The sequence below is a fragment of the Agrobacterium sp. 22-214-1 genome (assembly GCF_053522465.1).
The window spans coordinates 491,332-505,671 of record NZ_JBNWCK010000002.1 but is presented as its reverse complement, the minus strand read 5'-3'; the positions used below and the strand labels follow the sequence as shown (position 1 = coordinate 505,671).

Genomic DNA, 14,340 nt, shown 5'->3' with positions numbered 1-14,340 from the left:
CGACGCTAGCAATATATATCAGGAATGGATGTTATATCCTTAGTGAGATTTTATCCGTATTTTCTCTAGGTTTTGAGTAAACCCTTTGGATAAGTTTTCCGTCTTATTGTATTTTTTCAGGCCACGCGTCCCATTATGACACAAGCGACAAGCTCCGGAGACCCCTCCCGATAATTCGTCAGGTGCGACGAAGGCCGAATTGTGGCGAGAGCCTTTCCGTCGTCGCACAGCTTCATCTGATTCGCCTGAGGCAGCCGGATAAGTGACGCCCCGTCCGCGTGCCAGATTGAAATGACGAATGGCAAATTCCGCGTCACGGAAAAATCGTGGCGATTGCCGGAGCGCACGGTTGAAACATACCGCCCGGACCTTAATATAAAGGCTGTCGTTTCCGTTTCCGACAATTCCAGAAGCCCCCGTCGGAAATATCCAGACACATGTTCCGCGCAGCGAAAGCCGCGATGCCGGATATCGTCCGGCCAGGAAAATTCTGTTCACGTCTCCGGGCCGGACGGCATTTCGCCGTATCGGCCGCATCATGAAGGTAGCCCCTATGCACACCTATCCCGACATCAAACTTCTCATTGATGGCGAATGGCGAGACGCCGTTTCCGGCAAGACGATCGCCGTGTCCGATCCGGCAACCGACGAGATCATCGGCGCGATTGCGCATGCCGAGAAGGAAGACCTCGATCTGGCGCTTGCCGCCGCCGAGCGCGGTTTTAAGCTGTGGCGCGACACCTCCCCCTACGACCGCTCGAAGATCATGCGCAAGGCTGCCGATATCCTGCGCGAGCGCAAGGACAAGATCGCCTACATCATGACCCGCGAGCAGGGCAAGCCGCTGGCGCAATCGGCCACCGAAATCATGGGCGCTGCCGATACCATCGACTGGTTCGCCGAAGAAACCCGCCGCACCTATGGCCAGGTTATCCCGGCGCGTGCGACCGGCGTTTCGCAGCTTGCCATCAAGCTGCCGGTCGGTCCCGTCGCGGCGTTTACGCCGTGGAATTTCCCGATCAACCAGATCGTCCGCAAGCTTTCCGCAGCGCTTGCCACCGGCTGCTCCATCATCGTCAAGGCGCCGGAGGAAACACCCGCATCGCCGGCCGAACTGATCCGCGCCTTCGTGGATGCGGGCGTGCCGGCAGGCGTCATCGGCCTCGTTTACGGTGTCCCATCGGAAATTTCGGAATATCTGATCCCGCATCCGGTCATCCGCAAGATTTCATTCACCGGCTCCACGCCCATCGGCAAACATCTGGCCGCACTTGCAGGCAAACACATGAAGCGCGCCACGATGGAGCTCGGCGGCCATGCGCCGGTGATGATCTTTAACGACGCCGATATCGACAAGGCAATCGAAGTCACCTCGCTTGCCAAGTTCCGCAATGCCGGTCAGGTCTGTGTCGCCCCCACCCGCTTCCTCGTGCAGGACGGCGTGGCCGACCGTTTCCTTGAAGGTTTCGTGGAAGCGACGAAGGCCATCAAGGTCGGCAACGGGCTGGAAGACGGCGTCATCATGGGGCCGCTCGCCAATGAGCGCCGCATTCCGGCGCTGGAAGGCCTCATCAACGACGCCGTTTCCCATGGCGCAGAATTGAAGACCGGCGGCCGCCGCATCGGCAACAAGGGCAATTTCTTCGAGCCGACGGTTCTCGCCAATGTGCCGACCACCGCCAAAATCATGAATGACGAACCCTTCGGCCCGGTCGCCATCATCAACCGCTTCTCGAGCTTCGATGACGCCATCACCGAGGCGAACCGCCTGCCCTTCGGCCTTGCATCCTATGCCTTCACCGGCTCGGTCAAGACCGCGCATGCACTTGGCCAGCAGGTCGAGGCCGGCATGCTGACCATCAACCACAACGGCCTTGCGCTTCCGGAAGTCCCCTTCGGCGGCATCAAGGATTCCGGTTATGGCACGGAAGGCGGCTCGGAAGCGGTTCAGGCCTATCTGGAGACCAAATTCGTCAGCCAGATGAGCTGACGCTTTTTGGCGAACCCGGAGCATCCGCACCTTCGTCACCCCGGCCTCGAGCCGGGGTCCAGCCAGCCCAAGTCCTTGGGCTGAAAAGACTCTATTCGCCGCGCAGACGTGCGTCGGCTGGATGCCGGATCTAGTCCGGCATGACGGAAGAGAGGCCTTATTGATCTGAGAACAGGCAAAATCGGCCACAGCGTTTTTTCGCTGCTCCGGTCCTGCTTGCTTTCGTCTGCATCATCCCCTAAAAGAACAAAAAGTGAACTTTGAGGGGCGATATGAGCGACGCGGCGGCACCGGCACTGAAGGAAATCTTCAACCGTGAGAAACTGCGGCATATCGCCGATGAGACCAAGGCCGTTCATCCGCCATTTGACGTTTCCGCCTTCATGGCGCTCGCCACCGAAAACCTTGAAGCGCTGGGCATCATGCAGCGCATGCGGCAGGTGGCGACGAGCCTGCATGCGACACTTCCCGGCGACTATGCCCGCAATATCGAAATCCTGACCGCCGCAGCGCCGGGCATCGGCAACGGTTTCGCCTCCATTTCGCTGCCGGAATATGTGGCGCTCTACGGCCTCGATGATTTCGATCTTTCCATGGAAGCGCTGCATTATTTCACCCGCTTCGGCTCTTCGGAATTCGCCATCCGTCATTTTTTGCAAAAGGACTTAGGCGCCACCCTCGCCGTGATGGAAACGTGGTCGCGGCACGAAAACGAACATGTGCGGCGGCTGGCGAGCGAAGGCTGCCGGCCCCGCCTGCCATGGTCGTTCCAGCTCAAACCTCTCATCGACGATCCCTCGCCGGTCACCGCAATCCTCGACGCCATGAAAGCCGACGAGGCGCTTTATGTGCGCAAATCCGTCGCCAATCATCTGAACGACATCACCAAGGACAATCCGGCTTTCGTGCTGGCGCTGATCGATACATGGCCGAAGGACAATCCGCATACACGCTGGATCACGCGGCAGGCCCTGCGCACATTGATCAAGAAGGGCGATGCCGCCGCACTTGCCCATCTCGGCGCGCATGAGGAAGCGGAAATTTCCCTTGCGGCATTTCAGGTTACGCCGGACAAGGTCGCACTCGGCAATCCGGTGCGGATTGCAGCCTCTTTCACCTCGACGGCGAAACGGCCTCAGAAACTGGTGATCGACTACGCGGTGCACTACGTGAAGAAGAGCGGCGATGCCTCCGCGAAAGTCTTCAAGTGGAAAGAGATCGAACTTCAGCCGGGCGAGACATGCGCGCTGTCGATCAGCCGCGCCATCCGTGATTTCACGACCCGCAAACACTATCCCGGCATCCACAGGGTCGACCTGACGATCAACGGCAAGCTTGTGGCTGAAAGCGCCTTCGAGCTTCTGGGCTGATAGCGGCTCACGCCGCCGGGAAAATCTTCGCCCGGCGGATGATGACGGAACCGCGGTCTCCAGCGGCGACATCGTTTTCCGGCGGCACGTCGAATTCCAGGAGGTCGCCGCCATCGGTGCTGGCAATCACCCGGCGCTCGCCCGCGCGGTCGAGAACCCGCGCCACCGAGGCCGGAATGCCCTCATGCAGATCTTCCCACTCCAGATCGCCGGGGCGAGCATAGATGTCCACCGCGCCATCGCCTTGAGCATAGGAGAAAGGCAGCTCGTTATCGCCGACATAGACCTTGCCGCCGCGCGCCACGCCGGACACGCGGTTGGCATCACCCAGAAAGCGCATGACGAAGGCGCTGTTCGGCTGGCGGCAGACCTCCTTCGGCGTGCCCTGCTGTACGATCTCGCCCTGATTGAGAATGACGACACGGTCGGCAAGATCGAGCGCCTCTTCCTGGTCATGCGTCACGAAAATCGTGGTGATGCCGAGCGAATCGTGAATCTCGCGCAGCCAGCGGCGCAGGTCGCGGCGCACATTGGCGTCCAGCGCCCCGAAGGGCTCATCGAGCAGAAGCACCTTCGGGTCGACCGAAAGCGCACGCGCCAGCGCCACGCGCTGCCGCTGGCCGCCGGAAATCTGCGCCGGGAAACGGTCGCCCAGGCCATCGAGCTTCACCAGCCGCAGAAGCTCTTCGACGCGGGCATCGATTGCCGCCTTGTCCCGCTTCACCTTCGAAACCTTCATGCCGAAGGCGATGTTTTGATGCAGGGTCATATGCGGAAAGAGCGCGTAATGCTGGAACACGAAACCGACGCCGCGGTCCCGCACCGGAATATTGGTGGCGTCCTCGTCGCCGAAAAAGATACGGCCGCCATCGCTATATTCGAGACCGGCGACCATGCGCAAAATCGTGGTCTTGCCGGAGCCTGAGGGACCGAGCAGCGCCAGAAGCTCGCCGCTTTCGATATCCAGCGAAACATCGCGCACGGCGCGGAAGGTATCGAAGGTCTTCACCACATTTTCGAGGCGGATTTTCATGGGAATCAGGTCTCCGTGGCGATGGCAGCATCGCCGTTGGTCTTCTTGGCCCCGCGCCCGGCGCCGCGTCGTTCCAGCGCCACCTTGGCGATGATGGTGACGACGGCGAGGGTGGCGAGGATCGAGGCCGAGGCAAAAGCGCCGGCCGTCTGGTAATCGTGGTAAAGCAGCTCGATATGCAGCGGCAGCGTATTGGTCTGGCCGCGGATATTGCCCGATACGACCGATACCGCGCCGAATTCACCCATCACGCGGGCGTTGCACAGCACGACGCCGTAAAGCAGCGCCCATTTGATATTCGGCAAGGTGACCGAAAAGAAAGTGCGCCAGCCGGAGGCACCAAGCGAGGTCGCCGCCTCTTCCAGATCGCGGCCCTGCGCCTGCATCAGCGGGATAAGTTCCCGCGCCACGAAAGGTGCGGTGACGAACATCGAGGCGATGACGATGCCGGGCAGCGCAAAAAGTATCTTGATGTCATGTGCATCGAGGAACGGGCCGAAAAGCCCCTGCAGGCCGTAAACGAAGAGATAGGCGACACCGGCGACGATCGGCGAGATGGAAAAGGGTATTTCGATCAGCACCAGCAGGAAGCGCCGGCCCGGGAAATCGAACTTGGTGATCGCCCATGCGGCCGCAACACCGAAGGCCGTATTGACCGGCACGGCGATCAGCGCCGTCAGCACCGTCAGCATGATGGCGTGGCGGGTATCGGGATGGGTGATGGTGGCCGCATAGGCCTTCCAGCCCTGCGAAAAGGCCTCGACGCCGATGATGATAAGCGGCGCCAGGACCAACAGGGCGCCGATGACCAGCACGAAAGAAATCAGGCTGCGGCGAACCAGAGGCGCGTCGCCGACGCGTGGCGGTTTGCGATGTGAAGAAACGGCGCTCATCTCTCAGCCCCTCACCGTATAACGAAGCGCACGCGCCTGCAGATAATTGGTCACCGCCAGCATCACGAAGGCGGTGATGAGCAGCACGGAGGCGATGGCGGCGGCGGCCTGATAGTCATATTCCTCCAGCCGAATGAAGATCAGCAGCGCCGTGATTTCCGTCGAAAACGGCTGATTGCCGGCGATGAAGATGATCGCCCCGAATTCGCCGAGGCTGCGGGCGAAGGAGAGCGACAGACCGGCGAGCAACGCCGGCGTCAACAGCGGCAGGATGATCTTGCGGAAAATTTCGAGATCGGAACCGCCGAGCGACTGCGCCGCTTCCTCAAGCGCCGGATCGAGGTCTTCCAGCACCGGCTGCACGGTACGCACGATGAAGGGCAGGCTGGTAAAGGCCATCGCCACCATGATGCCGAGCGGCGTGTAGGCCACCTTGATGCCGAATTGCGAAAGCACCGAGCCGAACCAGCCATTGCCTGCAAACAGTGTCGTCAGCGCAATGCCGGCAACGGCGGTCGGAAGCGCAAAAGGCAGATCGACGATGGCGTCGACGATGCGCCAGCCGGGAAAGCGGTAACGCGTCAGCACCCAGGCGAGCGCCAGCCCGAAGATGACGTTGAACAGCGTGGCGGCCAAGGCGCATAGCACGGTAACACGATAACTGGCCACGGCGCGCGGCGAGGAGATGATCGACCAATATTCGGCAGGGCCAAGGCTTGCCGCCTTGAACACCAATGCCGAGAGCGGCAGAAGCACGATGATGGCAACGTAAGTCAGGGTAACGCCAAGAGACAATTTCAGCCCCGGCAGAACATTGCGCTTCAAACCCCGCCCCCCATTCATCAAAAAGCGACCCGGCGGTTTCCCGCCGGGTCTTTTACCTGTTGCGTATCGCTGTGATTAACGGCTGCCGTAAAGCGTATCAAGCGTCGCGCCGGATGCAAAATGCTCTTTCTGGATTTTGTCCCAGCCGCCGAAGACATCATCGACGTTGACGAGGCGAATGGCCGGGAACTTGTCCTTGAATTCGCCGACGACCTTTTCATTGTGGACGCGGTGGCCGAATTCGGCGGCGATGCGCTGGCCTTCCTCGGTATAGAGGAAGTCGAGATAGCTCTTCGCCAGATCGCGCGAGCCGCGCTTGTCGACGACCTTGTCCACCACGGCCACCGGGAATTCGGCCAGCAGGCTGACGGAGGGCACGACGCCTTCCACCTTGTCTGCGCCATATTGCTTGGCGATGCCGCGGGTCTCGGCTTCGAAGGTGATCAGCACGTCGCCGATTTCACGCTCAACGAAAGTGGTGGTGGCGGCGCGGCCTCCCGTGTCGAACACCGGCGTATTGTCGAAGATTTTCTTGACGAATGCCTGAACCTTCGCGTCATCGCCGTTGAACTTCTCCTTGGCGTAAGCCGTGGCGGCGAGATAGGTGTAACGGGCGTTACCCGAGGTCTTCGGATTGGGGAAAACGATCTTCACATCGTCGCGGGCAAGATCGTCCCAGTCCTTGATACCCTTGGGATTGCCGGCGCGCACGAGGAAGGACGGGAAGGAATAGAAGGGCGATGCGTCGTTCGCAAAATCCTTCTTCCAGTCGGCGGAAACGAAGCCCTGCTTCACCAGAAAATCGACATCGGTGACCTGATTGAAGGTGACGACATCGGCTTCCAGACCCTCGACGATGGCACGCGCCTGCTTGGAAGTGCCGGCATGCGACTGGTCGACGGTGACGCCCGGATGCAGCTTGATGAACGCCTCGTTCTCGGCCGCGAAAACTTCGCGGGCGACATCGTAGGATGCGTTGAGAATGGTGGTCGGAGACTGCGCCTGTGCCGCACCTGCAAAAAGAGCGGCAATGGCAGTACCGATAATGAGAAGACGTTTCATGAATACCCCCGGCAATTCGAATGGTGCTCAACATAGCGGGCGGCGGCAACGCCCGCGAGAAACAGCCATGCTTTCCGGGCGCGCGGATTGGAAATTTCACCCAAAGAATATCGGCTCCAAAGGCGATGATTTCATATACGGCAAGAAGCCGGATTTCTTTTGCGTCGACCTAAAGACGATGATCGGGAAACAGATTGCCGGAATGCGCGGCAAAATAACGCGTAATGTCATCCTCCCTCACCTCCTCCAGCCGTGCCGGTTGCCAGCGGGGATTGCGGTCCTTGTCGACCAGCGCCGCGCGCACGCCTTCGTAAAAATCATGCTGGCGCAATATTTCCGTGCCGGCGGCAAATTCCCGCTCCAGGCATTCGATGAGGCTCGCGCTTTCCCGGCCGAGACGCAGCAGCTTCAGGGTCAGTTTCAGACTGGTGGGGGAGCGTTTTTGCAGGACCTCGAGGGTTTCGCGCGAAAACACATCCTGGCGCGCCGAAAGCGCGGCGAAAATCTCCTCGACCGTGTCGAAACGGAATGTCGCGTCGATGATATCCCGATTTATGGATAAAACGCCTTCACCGGCCTCGAAGGCGTGCGCCGCGATCGCCGTCTCGATGCTTTCTGTATCCGCGGCTCGCGACAGGTCTTGGACCAGCCCGTCGAGACGGTCCGAAGGAACAAGATAGTCGGCGAAACCGGCATAGATGGCATCGGCAGCGGTAACGGCGTTGCCCGTCAACCCCAGCCAGGTGCCGCATTCGCCCGGCGTCCGTGGCAAAAGCCAGGTGCCGCCGACATCCGGGAAGTAACCGATGCCGGTTTCCGGCATGGCGAGTTTTGTGCGTTCCGTGACGATGCGGTGGCTGCCATGGGCTGAAATGCCGACACCGCCGCCCATGACGATGCCGTCCATCAGCGCGATATAGGGCTTGCCGAAGCGGGCGATGCGATAGTTGAGCGGAAATTCTTCCCGCCAGAAATCAAGCACCTGCGGGTCGCCCGCCTTGCCGAGATCGTGAATGATGCGGACATCGCCCCCGGCGCAAAGCCCCCTGTCGCCTTCTCCGGTCAGCACCACACAGGAAACGCCAACATCCTCTTCGAAACGCTGAAGCGCCTGAAACAGGTCGCGCACCATCGGCAAGGTCAGGCTGTTGATGGCCTTCGGGCGGTTGAGGCGAATGATGCCTGCCCCTCCCCGTTTTTCGACGATGACCTGCGCATCCGCTTCCGTTCTCTGTTCCAAGACCGCCTCCTCCGCTGCCCATTCATCCGGCCATCTTGGCGGCCCTGGCGCGATCACGCAACGTTGATCTTGTTCTGCGGGAACGTCTTTCGCTCAAACCGCTTTAACGGGCAGAAAATGCCAGAAATCCGTTTTCGCAATGCAGCATGTTTGCTTGACGCCCGGAAAATCATGGCATGTAATGGGTTCTGGAAATGCCGGCATTGATTCCTGTCGAGCGTGTGCCGGACCAAAGCGGAATGTCGCCTTCTCATAGGCGCTGTAAACAGCAACGGGAGACGAGCATGCAGGTTTCGGAACACGAATGGATCAGTAAACGGGCATATACACTCTGGGAAAAGGAAGGTCACCCCCATGGGCGCGACGCGCACCATTGGGAACAGGCCAAGCATGAATTTTCGCTGCTGAAGACATCGGAAGCGACGAAACCCGCAACGCGCAAGAAGGCCGCTCCCAAGGCCGCTGCTGCAGAAGCCGCACCGGATGCGGAAGCCCCGGCAAAACCCAAGGCCCGTGCCCGCAAGGCTGCCGCCGCGAAATAACGGCTCGTAAAGCCAAGCTGAAGCCATAAATGAAAAAGCCCGACAATCATGCCGGGCTTTGTCTGTTTAGCGCGGGTCACAACCCGGATCGCCGATCCGGCAGCCATCGCGGAAATTTTCCGAAGCAGGCGCACGGCGTGGGTCATCCCACTGGCGACGCTCTGGGCGACGCTGGCCTTCATCCTGGTTCTGCTGGCCATCGCGATTGCGGTCGCGGCTTTCATCTTCGAAGCGGCGGCGGTCGTCGTCGCGACGCGGCCTGTCCTGATTTCTGTCACCCTGGTTCCAGTCGCCGTAACGACGTTCCCAGCGTCCGTCATTCGGACCGCCGCCCTGGCGGGGATCACGCCACTCGTCGCGGCGACCATCGCGCCAGTCGTCCCGGCGTCCGTCACGCCACTCGTCACGCGGACGCGGACGATCCCATCCGGCGCTCGGAGGCGGGGCGTTCCAGTACCCGCCGGAAGGCGGCGGACGACGCCAGCGGTCGCGCTCGCGGTAGAAGTCGCGGTCACGATAATAGCGGTCCCAATAACGGCCGACTTCGAAGGTGATCACCGGCACGCCGAGATCGCGGTAATAACGCGGTTCGACATAAACCCGGTTCTGCCGGTAGGTCGTGGCGATATAACGCCCGGCCACCCAGCCGCGACCGCCCACGAAGGAAACATCGCACCACGGCGTATCGGAAAGGCAGCCGTGCACGGTAAGCGGCGCGCCATTCGGGATAACCACGACGGCCGGATAGGCCGTGCTCGGGCCGGAGCGCATATTCACATTCGCGGTGGCGAAACCCCGCGTCGCAGCTTCGGCAAGTGCCGGCGCGGCGAGCATGGCCACCAGCGCAATTGCGCCAAACAGTTTTTTCTTCACTTCTTTCTCCTCAAGCAAAGGCCCGCTTTGCCCTTGTCGGCATCCACCATGTTCGATGGACCAGTATGCGTTCCGCATACTGCCACGACCGGAAAATACGCGGTTCTGCATGAACGCAGCATGAAACAAATGAGGCATCCAATCAGTTCCACCTGCGGCAATCAGCGCCCGATAAATCGCCGCAGGAATGGACCGCCGGTCTTGACTTCGGGGGGCAATCATCCGACTTCAATGCAACAGCAATATGGAGCAGAACCATGAGCGAAACCGCACAGACGACCGTCGACCAGAGCGAAGTGGATCGCTTCTCCGCGATGGCTGCGGAGTGGTGGAGCCCGACCGGCAAGTTCCGCCCGCTGCACAAGTTCAATCCCGTGCGGCTCGAATATATCCGCAACCGCATCTGCGAGAATTTCGGCCGCGACCCGAAGGCGCACCGCCCGCTGGAAGGGCTGCGCATACTAGATATCGGCTGCGGCGGCGGCCTTCTCTCCGAACCCGTTGCACGCATGGGCGCGGATGTGGTAGGCGCCGATCCCTCGGAAAAGAATATCGGCATCGCCTCCACCCATGCCCGCGAAAGCGGGGTCAGCGTCGATTACCGCGCCGTGACTGCCGAGCAGTTGCAGGAAGCCGGCGAAACCTTCGACGTCATCCTCAACATGGAGGTGGTCGAGCATGTGGCCAATGTCGATCTCTTCGTCACCACCTGCGCGAAAATGGTGCGCCCCGGCGGCCTGATGTTCGCCGCCACCATCAACCGCACGCTCAAAGCCCGGGCACTGGCGATCTTCGCCGCCGAAAATGTGCTGCGCTGGCTGCCGCGCGGCACGCACCAATATGAAAAGCTCGTTCGCCCGGAAGAGCTCGAGCGGCCGCTGGTGGCGAGCGGCATGGATATCATCCACCGCACCGGCGTCTTCTACAACGTGCTGCAGGATCGCTGGAATCTTTCGCCGGATATGGATGTCAACTACATGATGCTGGCGAAGCGGCCGGCGCAGGGGTAAACCCGGACGCTATTTGCGCGATGTCGTTCTAAAGAAGTTCAGTTGACGTCGTCGGGCAAAACGGGCAGCGGCGCGATCTCGATACCCTCGTCCAGCAGGGCCTTGGCGTCCTGCGCCGAGGCATTGCCGATGATGCCGCGCTCATCCGCTTCGCCATAGTGGATCTTGCGGGCTTCTTCGGGAAATTTATCGCCGACATCTTCCGCATTGGCGCGGATATTGGCAACGGCCTCGCGGATTTTCGCAAGCGCCTCTTTTCGGGCGGTATCCATGGCCAGCGTCTGGCGTTCGTCTTTCTTGCGGGCGGTGGAAACCGAAGGCGCCATCAACAGCTTCGAGACCTGCACGGAATTGCAGACCGGACAGGACAGGAAACCGCGCTGCAACTGATCGTCGAAATCGTCGCTGCCTGCAAACCAGCCTTCGAACTCATGGCCCTTTTCACAGGCCAGCGCATAACGGATCACGCCGCTTCACCTCCGGCAGGTTTCAGGGGAATAACCGTGTCCAGACCGAACTCGCGGGCATTGCGGAGATTGGGAATCTTGCCACGCGCAGCGGCAACGAGTGACGGGTCGATGTCGGCGAAGATGATTTCCTCTCCGGCGCCGCCGGCAATGGCCAGAATCTTACCCCACGGGTCGATGATGATGGAATGGCCAAAGGTCTCCCGCCCGTCCTCATGCACGCCGGCCTGCGCGGCGGCGATGACGAAAGCGCCGTTTTCGATGGCGCGGGCACGCAGCAGGATTTCCCAATGGGCCTCCCCCGTCTGTCGGGTGAAAGCCGCCGGAACGGTCAGAACCTCCGCACCTGCCAGCGCTTCCGCGCGGAAAAGCTGCGGGAAACGGACGTCATAGCAGATTGCGAAGCCGAATTTCCCCAGCGGAAGTTCGGCGATACGCGCCACTTCGCCGGGTTGATAGGCAGCGCTTTCACGCCAGCTTTCGCCATTGTCGAGATCGACATCGAACATATGGATCTTGTCATAGCTGCAGATGCGCGAACCATCCGGCGCGAAGAGAAAACCGCGATTGGCGATCTTGCCATCCGGGCGGGCAATGGCCGTGGAACCGACATGGACATGAATTCCGAGTTCGCGGGCAAGACGGGCGGCCGTCGCAACGATGATGTCGCCATCGTCATCACGCAGTTGCGCGCGCAGCGCCTGCCTGTCCTTCTGGATCGCGCCCGTCATTTCCGGGGTCTGCACATAAACGGCGCCCTCGGCCGCAGCCGCACGCACCAGCCGGTCCATATCGGCGGCGTTTCTTGCCGGATCGACGCCGGAGCGCATCTGAATGGCGGCAGCCTTGAAACCCATCACATCCTCCATACCCGCAAGATCGCGGCCGATCAGGCGGCCAGCAGCGCGTCCAGTTTACCGGCGCGCTCCAGCGCGTGCAGATCGTCGCAGCCGCCCACATGCTGGCCGTTGATGAAGATTTGCGGGAACGTCGTTCCGCCGGATTTCTCGATCATTTCCTGCCGGTATTCCGGCGTCGTCGTGGCGTTATATTCGGCATAATCCACGCCCTTGCTGTCCAGCAGCGCCTTGGCGCGCGCGCAATAACCACAAAAATCCCGCGTATAGATCGTCACCGGTGCCATGTTTTCAAAGCCCTCGTAAACGTGCGGTAAAACGCACGATAAAGTCATGTCATTCAGGTTTCATATAGGCCCGGAAATGGCCATTGCAAAGGTCAAAACCGTCACATCCGCGGCACCGGCCCTGCCCAGGGCGCGGCTTGCCGCACCCACCGTCGCGCCAGTGGTATAGACGTCGTCCACCAGTACCACGCGCCTGCCATGGACATCTGTTTCCCGGCCGGGTGCGAGCGCGAAAGCACCACGCACATTGTCCCGCCTGGCGAGCGCGGAAAGCCCCACCTGCCGCTCTGTCGGCTTCACGCGCAGCAGCGTGCCGGCAAGCAAGGGCTTGCCGGAGGCCCAGGCCAGATGCCGCGCCAGCTCGGCGGATTGATTGAAGCGGCGGCGCAGGAAACGGTTGCGATGCAATGGAACGGGCACGATGCAATCGCAGGCATCCACCGTTCCGTCACTTGCCCTCAGCATCCACAGCGCCATCAGGCGGGCGAGATCGGTCCGGTCCTGATATTTCAGCCGGTGCACCAGCTTGCGGGCGGTTCCCTCATGGCTTGCGACGGCGCGCAGCCGGTCAAAAGGCGGCGGTTCGGCTATCGCCTGCGCGCTCACGAAACCGTCTCCGTGATCCCGCGCGAAGGGAATGCCCAGAACCTCGCAAAAAGGGCGATCGATAAAGGCCACATCGCGCCAGCAATCCGCACATAAGGCGCCCTCGCCGCCGGTCATGCGGGTGCAGCCCGCGCAGGTTGGCGGGTAGACCATACGGAAGACCGCACGCCACATGTCTCCCGCCGCCGCCGGCACGGCCGCAGACTTCGACAGCAAACCTGAAAACAGACTTTCACCAGCACCCATGAGGTTGACTTTACCGCCGAACGGGTGCCTTTGCGAGAGCGATAGTTCCCTCCCGACACCGGGAAAACGATGCCCCAAGCGGCATGAGACCAACGATACGGCCCGCCGATCCCGAAGGCGTTTGAGGCCGAGCAGGCAAGACAATGGATATTCTCTTTGACCAGGCCCTGATCGAACAAAACCGTCGCCGGGCGTGGAACCGGCGCGACGACAAGGCCCTGTTTCTTCTTGATATGGCGGCCGAAGAGCTGGCCGACAGGCTTGCCATCGTCGAGCGCCAGTTCGAGACCGCAATCGAACTTCACGGCGGCACCGGCGTCACCGCCCGGCGGCTGGCGGAAACCGGCAAGGTGGATACCATTCGCCGTATCGAAACCGAGAGCTGTTTTGCGACGGATGCGAATATTCCCGACGCCGCTTCCATGGAGCATCTGCCGCTCGAAGAGGCCTCCGCCAATCTCATCGTTTCACCGCTTGCCCTGCATCTGACCAACGATACGCCCGGCGCGCTGATCCAGATCCGGCGGGCTTTGAAACCGGACGGCCTGTTTCTCGGCGCCATTCCGGGCAGCGGCACCCTGCATGAACTGCGCGACGTGCTGCTGACCGCCGAGGCGGAGCTGACCGGAGGCGCCAGCCCGCGCGTCATTCCCTTCGCCGATGTGCGCGATGTCGGTGCGCTTTTGCAGCGCGCCGGCTTTGCGCTTCCCGTGACCGATGCGGAAAGCTACACCGTGCGTTACGATTCGATCTTCCCGCTGATGCGCGACCTGCGCGCCATGGGCATGGCCAATCCGCTGGCAAGCCGCAGCAGAAAGCCACTCAACCGCGCCTTTTTCCTGCGCGCGGCGGAGCTTTACGCCGAGCGATATTCCGATCCTGACGGGCGGATAAGGGCGACATTTTCCATCATCTATGTATCAGGCTGGGCGCCTCACGAAAGCCAGCAGAAACCGCTGAAACCCGGCTCCGCCAAGGTGCGGCTTGCCGATGCCTTAAAGACAACCGAGGTGAAGCTGTCCTGAGCGATCAGCCGAAA

At 61.0% G+C, this 14,340-nt stretch carries 15 protein-coding genes; 5 read left to right on the top strand and 10 right to left on the bottom strand.

Annotated features, from left to right (window positions below; all coding sequences use genetic code 11):
- Positions 1–553: 553 nt before the first annotated feature.
- Both ACQZ5G_RS12130 and ACQZ5G_RS12125 read left to right on the top strand, forming a co-directional pair.
- Positions 554–1,990, top strand: a complete 1,437-nt coding sequence (locus ACQZ5G_RS12130) for an NAD-dependent succinate-semialdehyde dehydrogenase (protein WP_448738191.1) — start codon at positions 554–556, stop codon at positions 1,988–1,990.
- Between the two features lie 272 nt (positions 1,991–2,262).
- Positions 2,263–3,360 (top strand): DNA alkylation repair protein, encoded by a 1,098-nt coding sequence (locus tag ACQZ5G_RS12125; RefSeq protein WP_003522563.1) that lies wholly within the window; start codon positions 2,263–2,265, stop codon positions 3,358–3,360.
- Between the two features lie 7 nt (positions 3,361–3,367).
- Here ACQZ5G_RS12125 and ACQZ5G_RS12120 read toward each other — a convergent pair whose 3' ends face one another.
- The 5 genes from ACQZ5G_RS12120 to ACQZ5G_RS12100 all read right to left on the bottom strand — a co-directional run bounded on the left by ACQZ5G_RS12120 (position 3,368) and on the right by ACQZ5G_RS12100 (position 8,413).
- Complete coding sequence (locus ACQZ5G_RS12120; protein WP_003522562.1) at positions 3,368–4,393, bottom strand: sulfate/molybdate ABC transporter ATP-binding protein; 1,026 nt, start codon at positions 4,391–4,393, stop codon at positions 3,368–3,370.
- A 5-nt stretch (positions 4,394–4,398) separates the two neighbouring features.
- Positions 4,399–5,286 carry a sulfate ABC transporter permease subunit CysW gene (cysW, locus tag ACQZ5G_RS12115; protein WP_448738192.1) on the bottom strand — a complete coding sequence of 296 codons (888 nt, stop codon included), beginning with the start codon at positions 5,284–5,286 and terminating at the stop codon, positions 4,399–4,401.
- Positions 5,287–5,289: 3 nt separating this feature from the next.
- Positions 5,290–6,129 carry a sulfate ABC transporter permease subunit CysT gene (cysT, locus tag ACQZ5G_RS12110; RefSeq protein WP_078053429.1) on the bottom strand — a complete coding sequence of 280 codons (840 nt, stop codon included), beginning with the start codon at positions 6,127–6,129 and terminating at the stop codon, positions 5,290–5,292.
- Between the two features lie 57 nt (positions 6,130–6,186).
- A complete protein-coding gene (cysP, locus tag ACQZ5G_RS12105; protein ID WP_035264351.1) occupies positions 6,187–7,173 on the bottom strand; it encodes a thiosulfate ABC transporter substrate-binding protein CysP in 987 nt (328 codons plus the stop codon).
- Between the two features lie 169 nt (positions 7,174–7,342).
- Complete coding sequence (locus tag ACQZ5G_RS12100) at positions 7,343–8,413, bottom strand: enoyl-CoA hydratase/isomerase family protein (protein ID WP_448738193.1); 1,071 nt, start codon at positions 8,411–8,413, stop codon at positions 7,343–7,345.
- Between the two features lie 284 nt (positions 8,414–8,697).
- Here ACQZ5G_RS12100 and ACQZ5G_RS12095 point away from each other — a divergent pair, with 284 nt between their 5' ends.
- Positions 8,698–8,955 (top strand): DUF2934 domain-containing protein, encoded by a 258-nt coding sequence (locus ACQZ5G_RS12095; protein ID WP_020809610.1) that lies wholly within the window; start codon positions 8,698–8,700, stop codon positions 8,953–8,955.
- Between the two features lie 66 nt (positions 8,956–9,021).
- Here the strand turns inward: ACQZ5G_RS12095 and ACQZ5G_RS12090 are convergent, their stop codons facing one another.
- Entirely contained in the window at positions 9,022–9,828 is an 807-nt protein-coding gene (locus ACQZ5G_RS12090; protein ID WP_035239323.1) for an SH3 domain-containing protein, read from the bottom strand.
- A 257-nt stretch (positions 9,829–10,085) separates the two neighbouring features.
- Between ACQZ5G_RS12090 and ubiG the strand changes: the two genes are divergently transcribed.
- The gene (gene ubiG / locus ACQZ5G_RS12085) at positions 10,086–10,838 is read left to right on the top strand and encodes a bifunctional 2-polyprenyl-6-hydroxyphenol methylase/3-demethylubiquinol 3-O-methyltransferase UbiG (protein WP_003522555.1); all 753 of its coding nucleotides are present in this window, start codon (positions 10,086–10,088) and stop codon (positions 10,836–10,838) included.
- Positions 10,839–10,876: 38 nt separating this feature from the next.
- On the opposite strand, the gene ACQZ5G_RS12080 is transcribed toward ubiG, so the two are convergent.
- The 4 genes from ACQZ5G_RS12080 to ACQZ5G_RS12065 are packed head-to-tail and all read right to left on the bottom strand — an operon-like array spanning position 10,877 to position 13,301.
- Complete coding sequence (locus ACQZ5G_RS12080; RefSeq protein WP_003522554.1) at positions 10,877–11,305, bottom strand: DUF1178 family protein; 429 nt, start codon at positions 11,303–11,305, stop codon at positions 10,877–10,879.
- Complete coding sequence (locus ACQZ5G_RS12075; RefSeq protein ID WP_448738194.1) at positions 11,302–12,162, bottom strand: carbon-nitrogen hydrolase family protein; 861 nt, start codon at positions 12,160–12,162, stop codon at positions 11,302–11,304. Before ACQZ5G_RS12075 ends, ACQZ5G_RS12080 begins: the two co-directional genes overlap by 4 nt.
- 32 nt (positions 12,163–12,194) lie before the next feature.
- The gene (gene grxC / locus ACQZ5G_RS12070) at positions 12,195–12,449 is read right to left on the bottom strand and encodes a glutaredoxin 3 (protein WP_003522552.1); all 255 of its coding nucleotides are present in this window, start codon (positions 12,447–12,449) and stop codon (positions 12,195–12,197) included.
- Between the two features lie 60 nt (positions 12,450–12,509).
- Positions 12,510–13,301: a ComF family protein gene (locus ACQZ5G_RS12065; RefSeq protein ID WP_448738195.1), complete on the bottom strand. Its 792-nt coding sequence runs from the start codon at positions 13,299–13,301 to the stop codon at positions 12,510–12,512.
- Between the two features lie 143 nt (positions 13,302–13,444).
- On the opposite strand from ACQZ5G_RS12065, the gene ACQZ5G_RS12060 reads away from it, so the two are divergent.
- Complete coding sequence (locus ACQZ5G_RS12060; RefSeq protein ID WP_304983644.1) at positions 13,445–14,326, top strand: methyltransferase domain-containing protein; 882 nt, start codon at positions 13,445–13,447, stop codon at positions 14,324–14,326.
- Positions 14,327–14,340 lie beyond the last annotated feature (14 nt).

What these genes read in the sequence shown, in the direction of transcription:
- ACQZ5G_RS12060 (WP_304983644.1), top strand. Translation starts at nt 13,445, where the DNA reads ATGGATATTCTCTTTGACCAGGCCCTGATCGAACAAAACCGTCGCCGG.
- ACQZ5G_RS12075 (WP_448738194.1), bottom strand. Translation starts at nt 12,162, where the DNA reads ATGGGTTTCAAGGCTGCCGCCATTCAGATGCGCTCCGGCGTCGATCCG.
- ACQZ5G_RS12065 (WP_448738195.1), bottom strand. Translation starts at nt 13,301, where the DNA reads ATGGGTGCTGGTGAAAGTCTGTTTTCAGGTTTGCTGTCGAAGTCTGCG.
- grxC (WP_003522552.1), bottom strand. Translation starts at nt 12,449, where the DNA reads ATGGCACCGGTGACGATCTATACGCGGGATTTTTGTGGTTATTGCGCG.
- cysW (WP_448738192.1), bottom strand. Translation starts at nt 5,286, where the DNA reads ATGAGCGCCGTTTCTTCACATCGCAAACCGCCACGCGTCGGCGACGCG.
- ubiG (WP_003522555.1), top strand. Translation starts at nt 10,086, where the DNA reads ATGAGCGAAACCGCACAGACGACCGTCGACCAGAGCGAAGTGGATCGC.
- cysT (WP_078053429.1), bottom strand. Translation starts at nt 6,129, where the DNA reads ATGAATGGGGGGCGGGGTTTGAAGCGCAATGTTCTGCCGGGGCTGAAA.
- cysP (WP_035264351.1), bottom strand. Translation starts at nt 7,173, where the DNA reads ATGAAACGTCTTCTCATTATCGGTACTGCCATTGCCGCTCTTTTTGCA.
- ACQZ5G_RS12130 (WP_448738191.1), top strand. Translation starts at nt 554, where the DNA reads ATGCACACCTATCCCGACATCAAACTTCTCATTGATGGCGAATGGCGA.
- ACQZ5G_RS12120 (WP_003522562.1), bottom strand. Translation starts at nt 4,393, where the DNA reads ATGAAAATCCGCCTCGAAAATGTGGTGAAGACCTTCGATACCTTCCGC.
- ACQZ5G_RS12125 (WP_003522563.1), top strand. Translation starts at nt 2,263, where the DNA reads ATGAGCGACGCGGCGGCACCGGCACTGAAGGAAATCTTCAACCGTGAG.
- ACQZ5G_RS12095 (WP_020809610.1), top strand. Translation starts at nt 8,698, where the DNA reads ATGCAGGTTTCGGAACACGAATGGATCAGTAAACGGGCATATACACTC.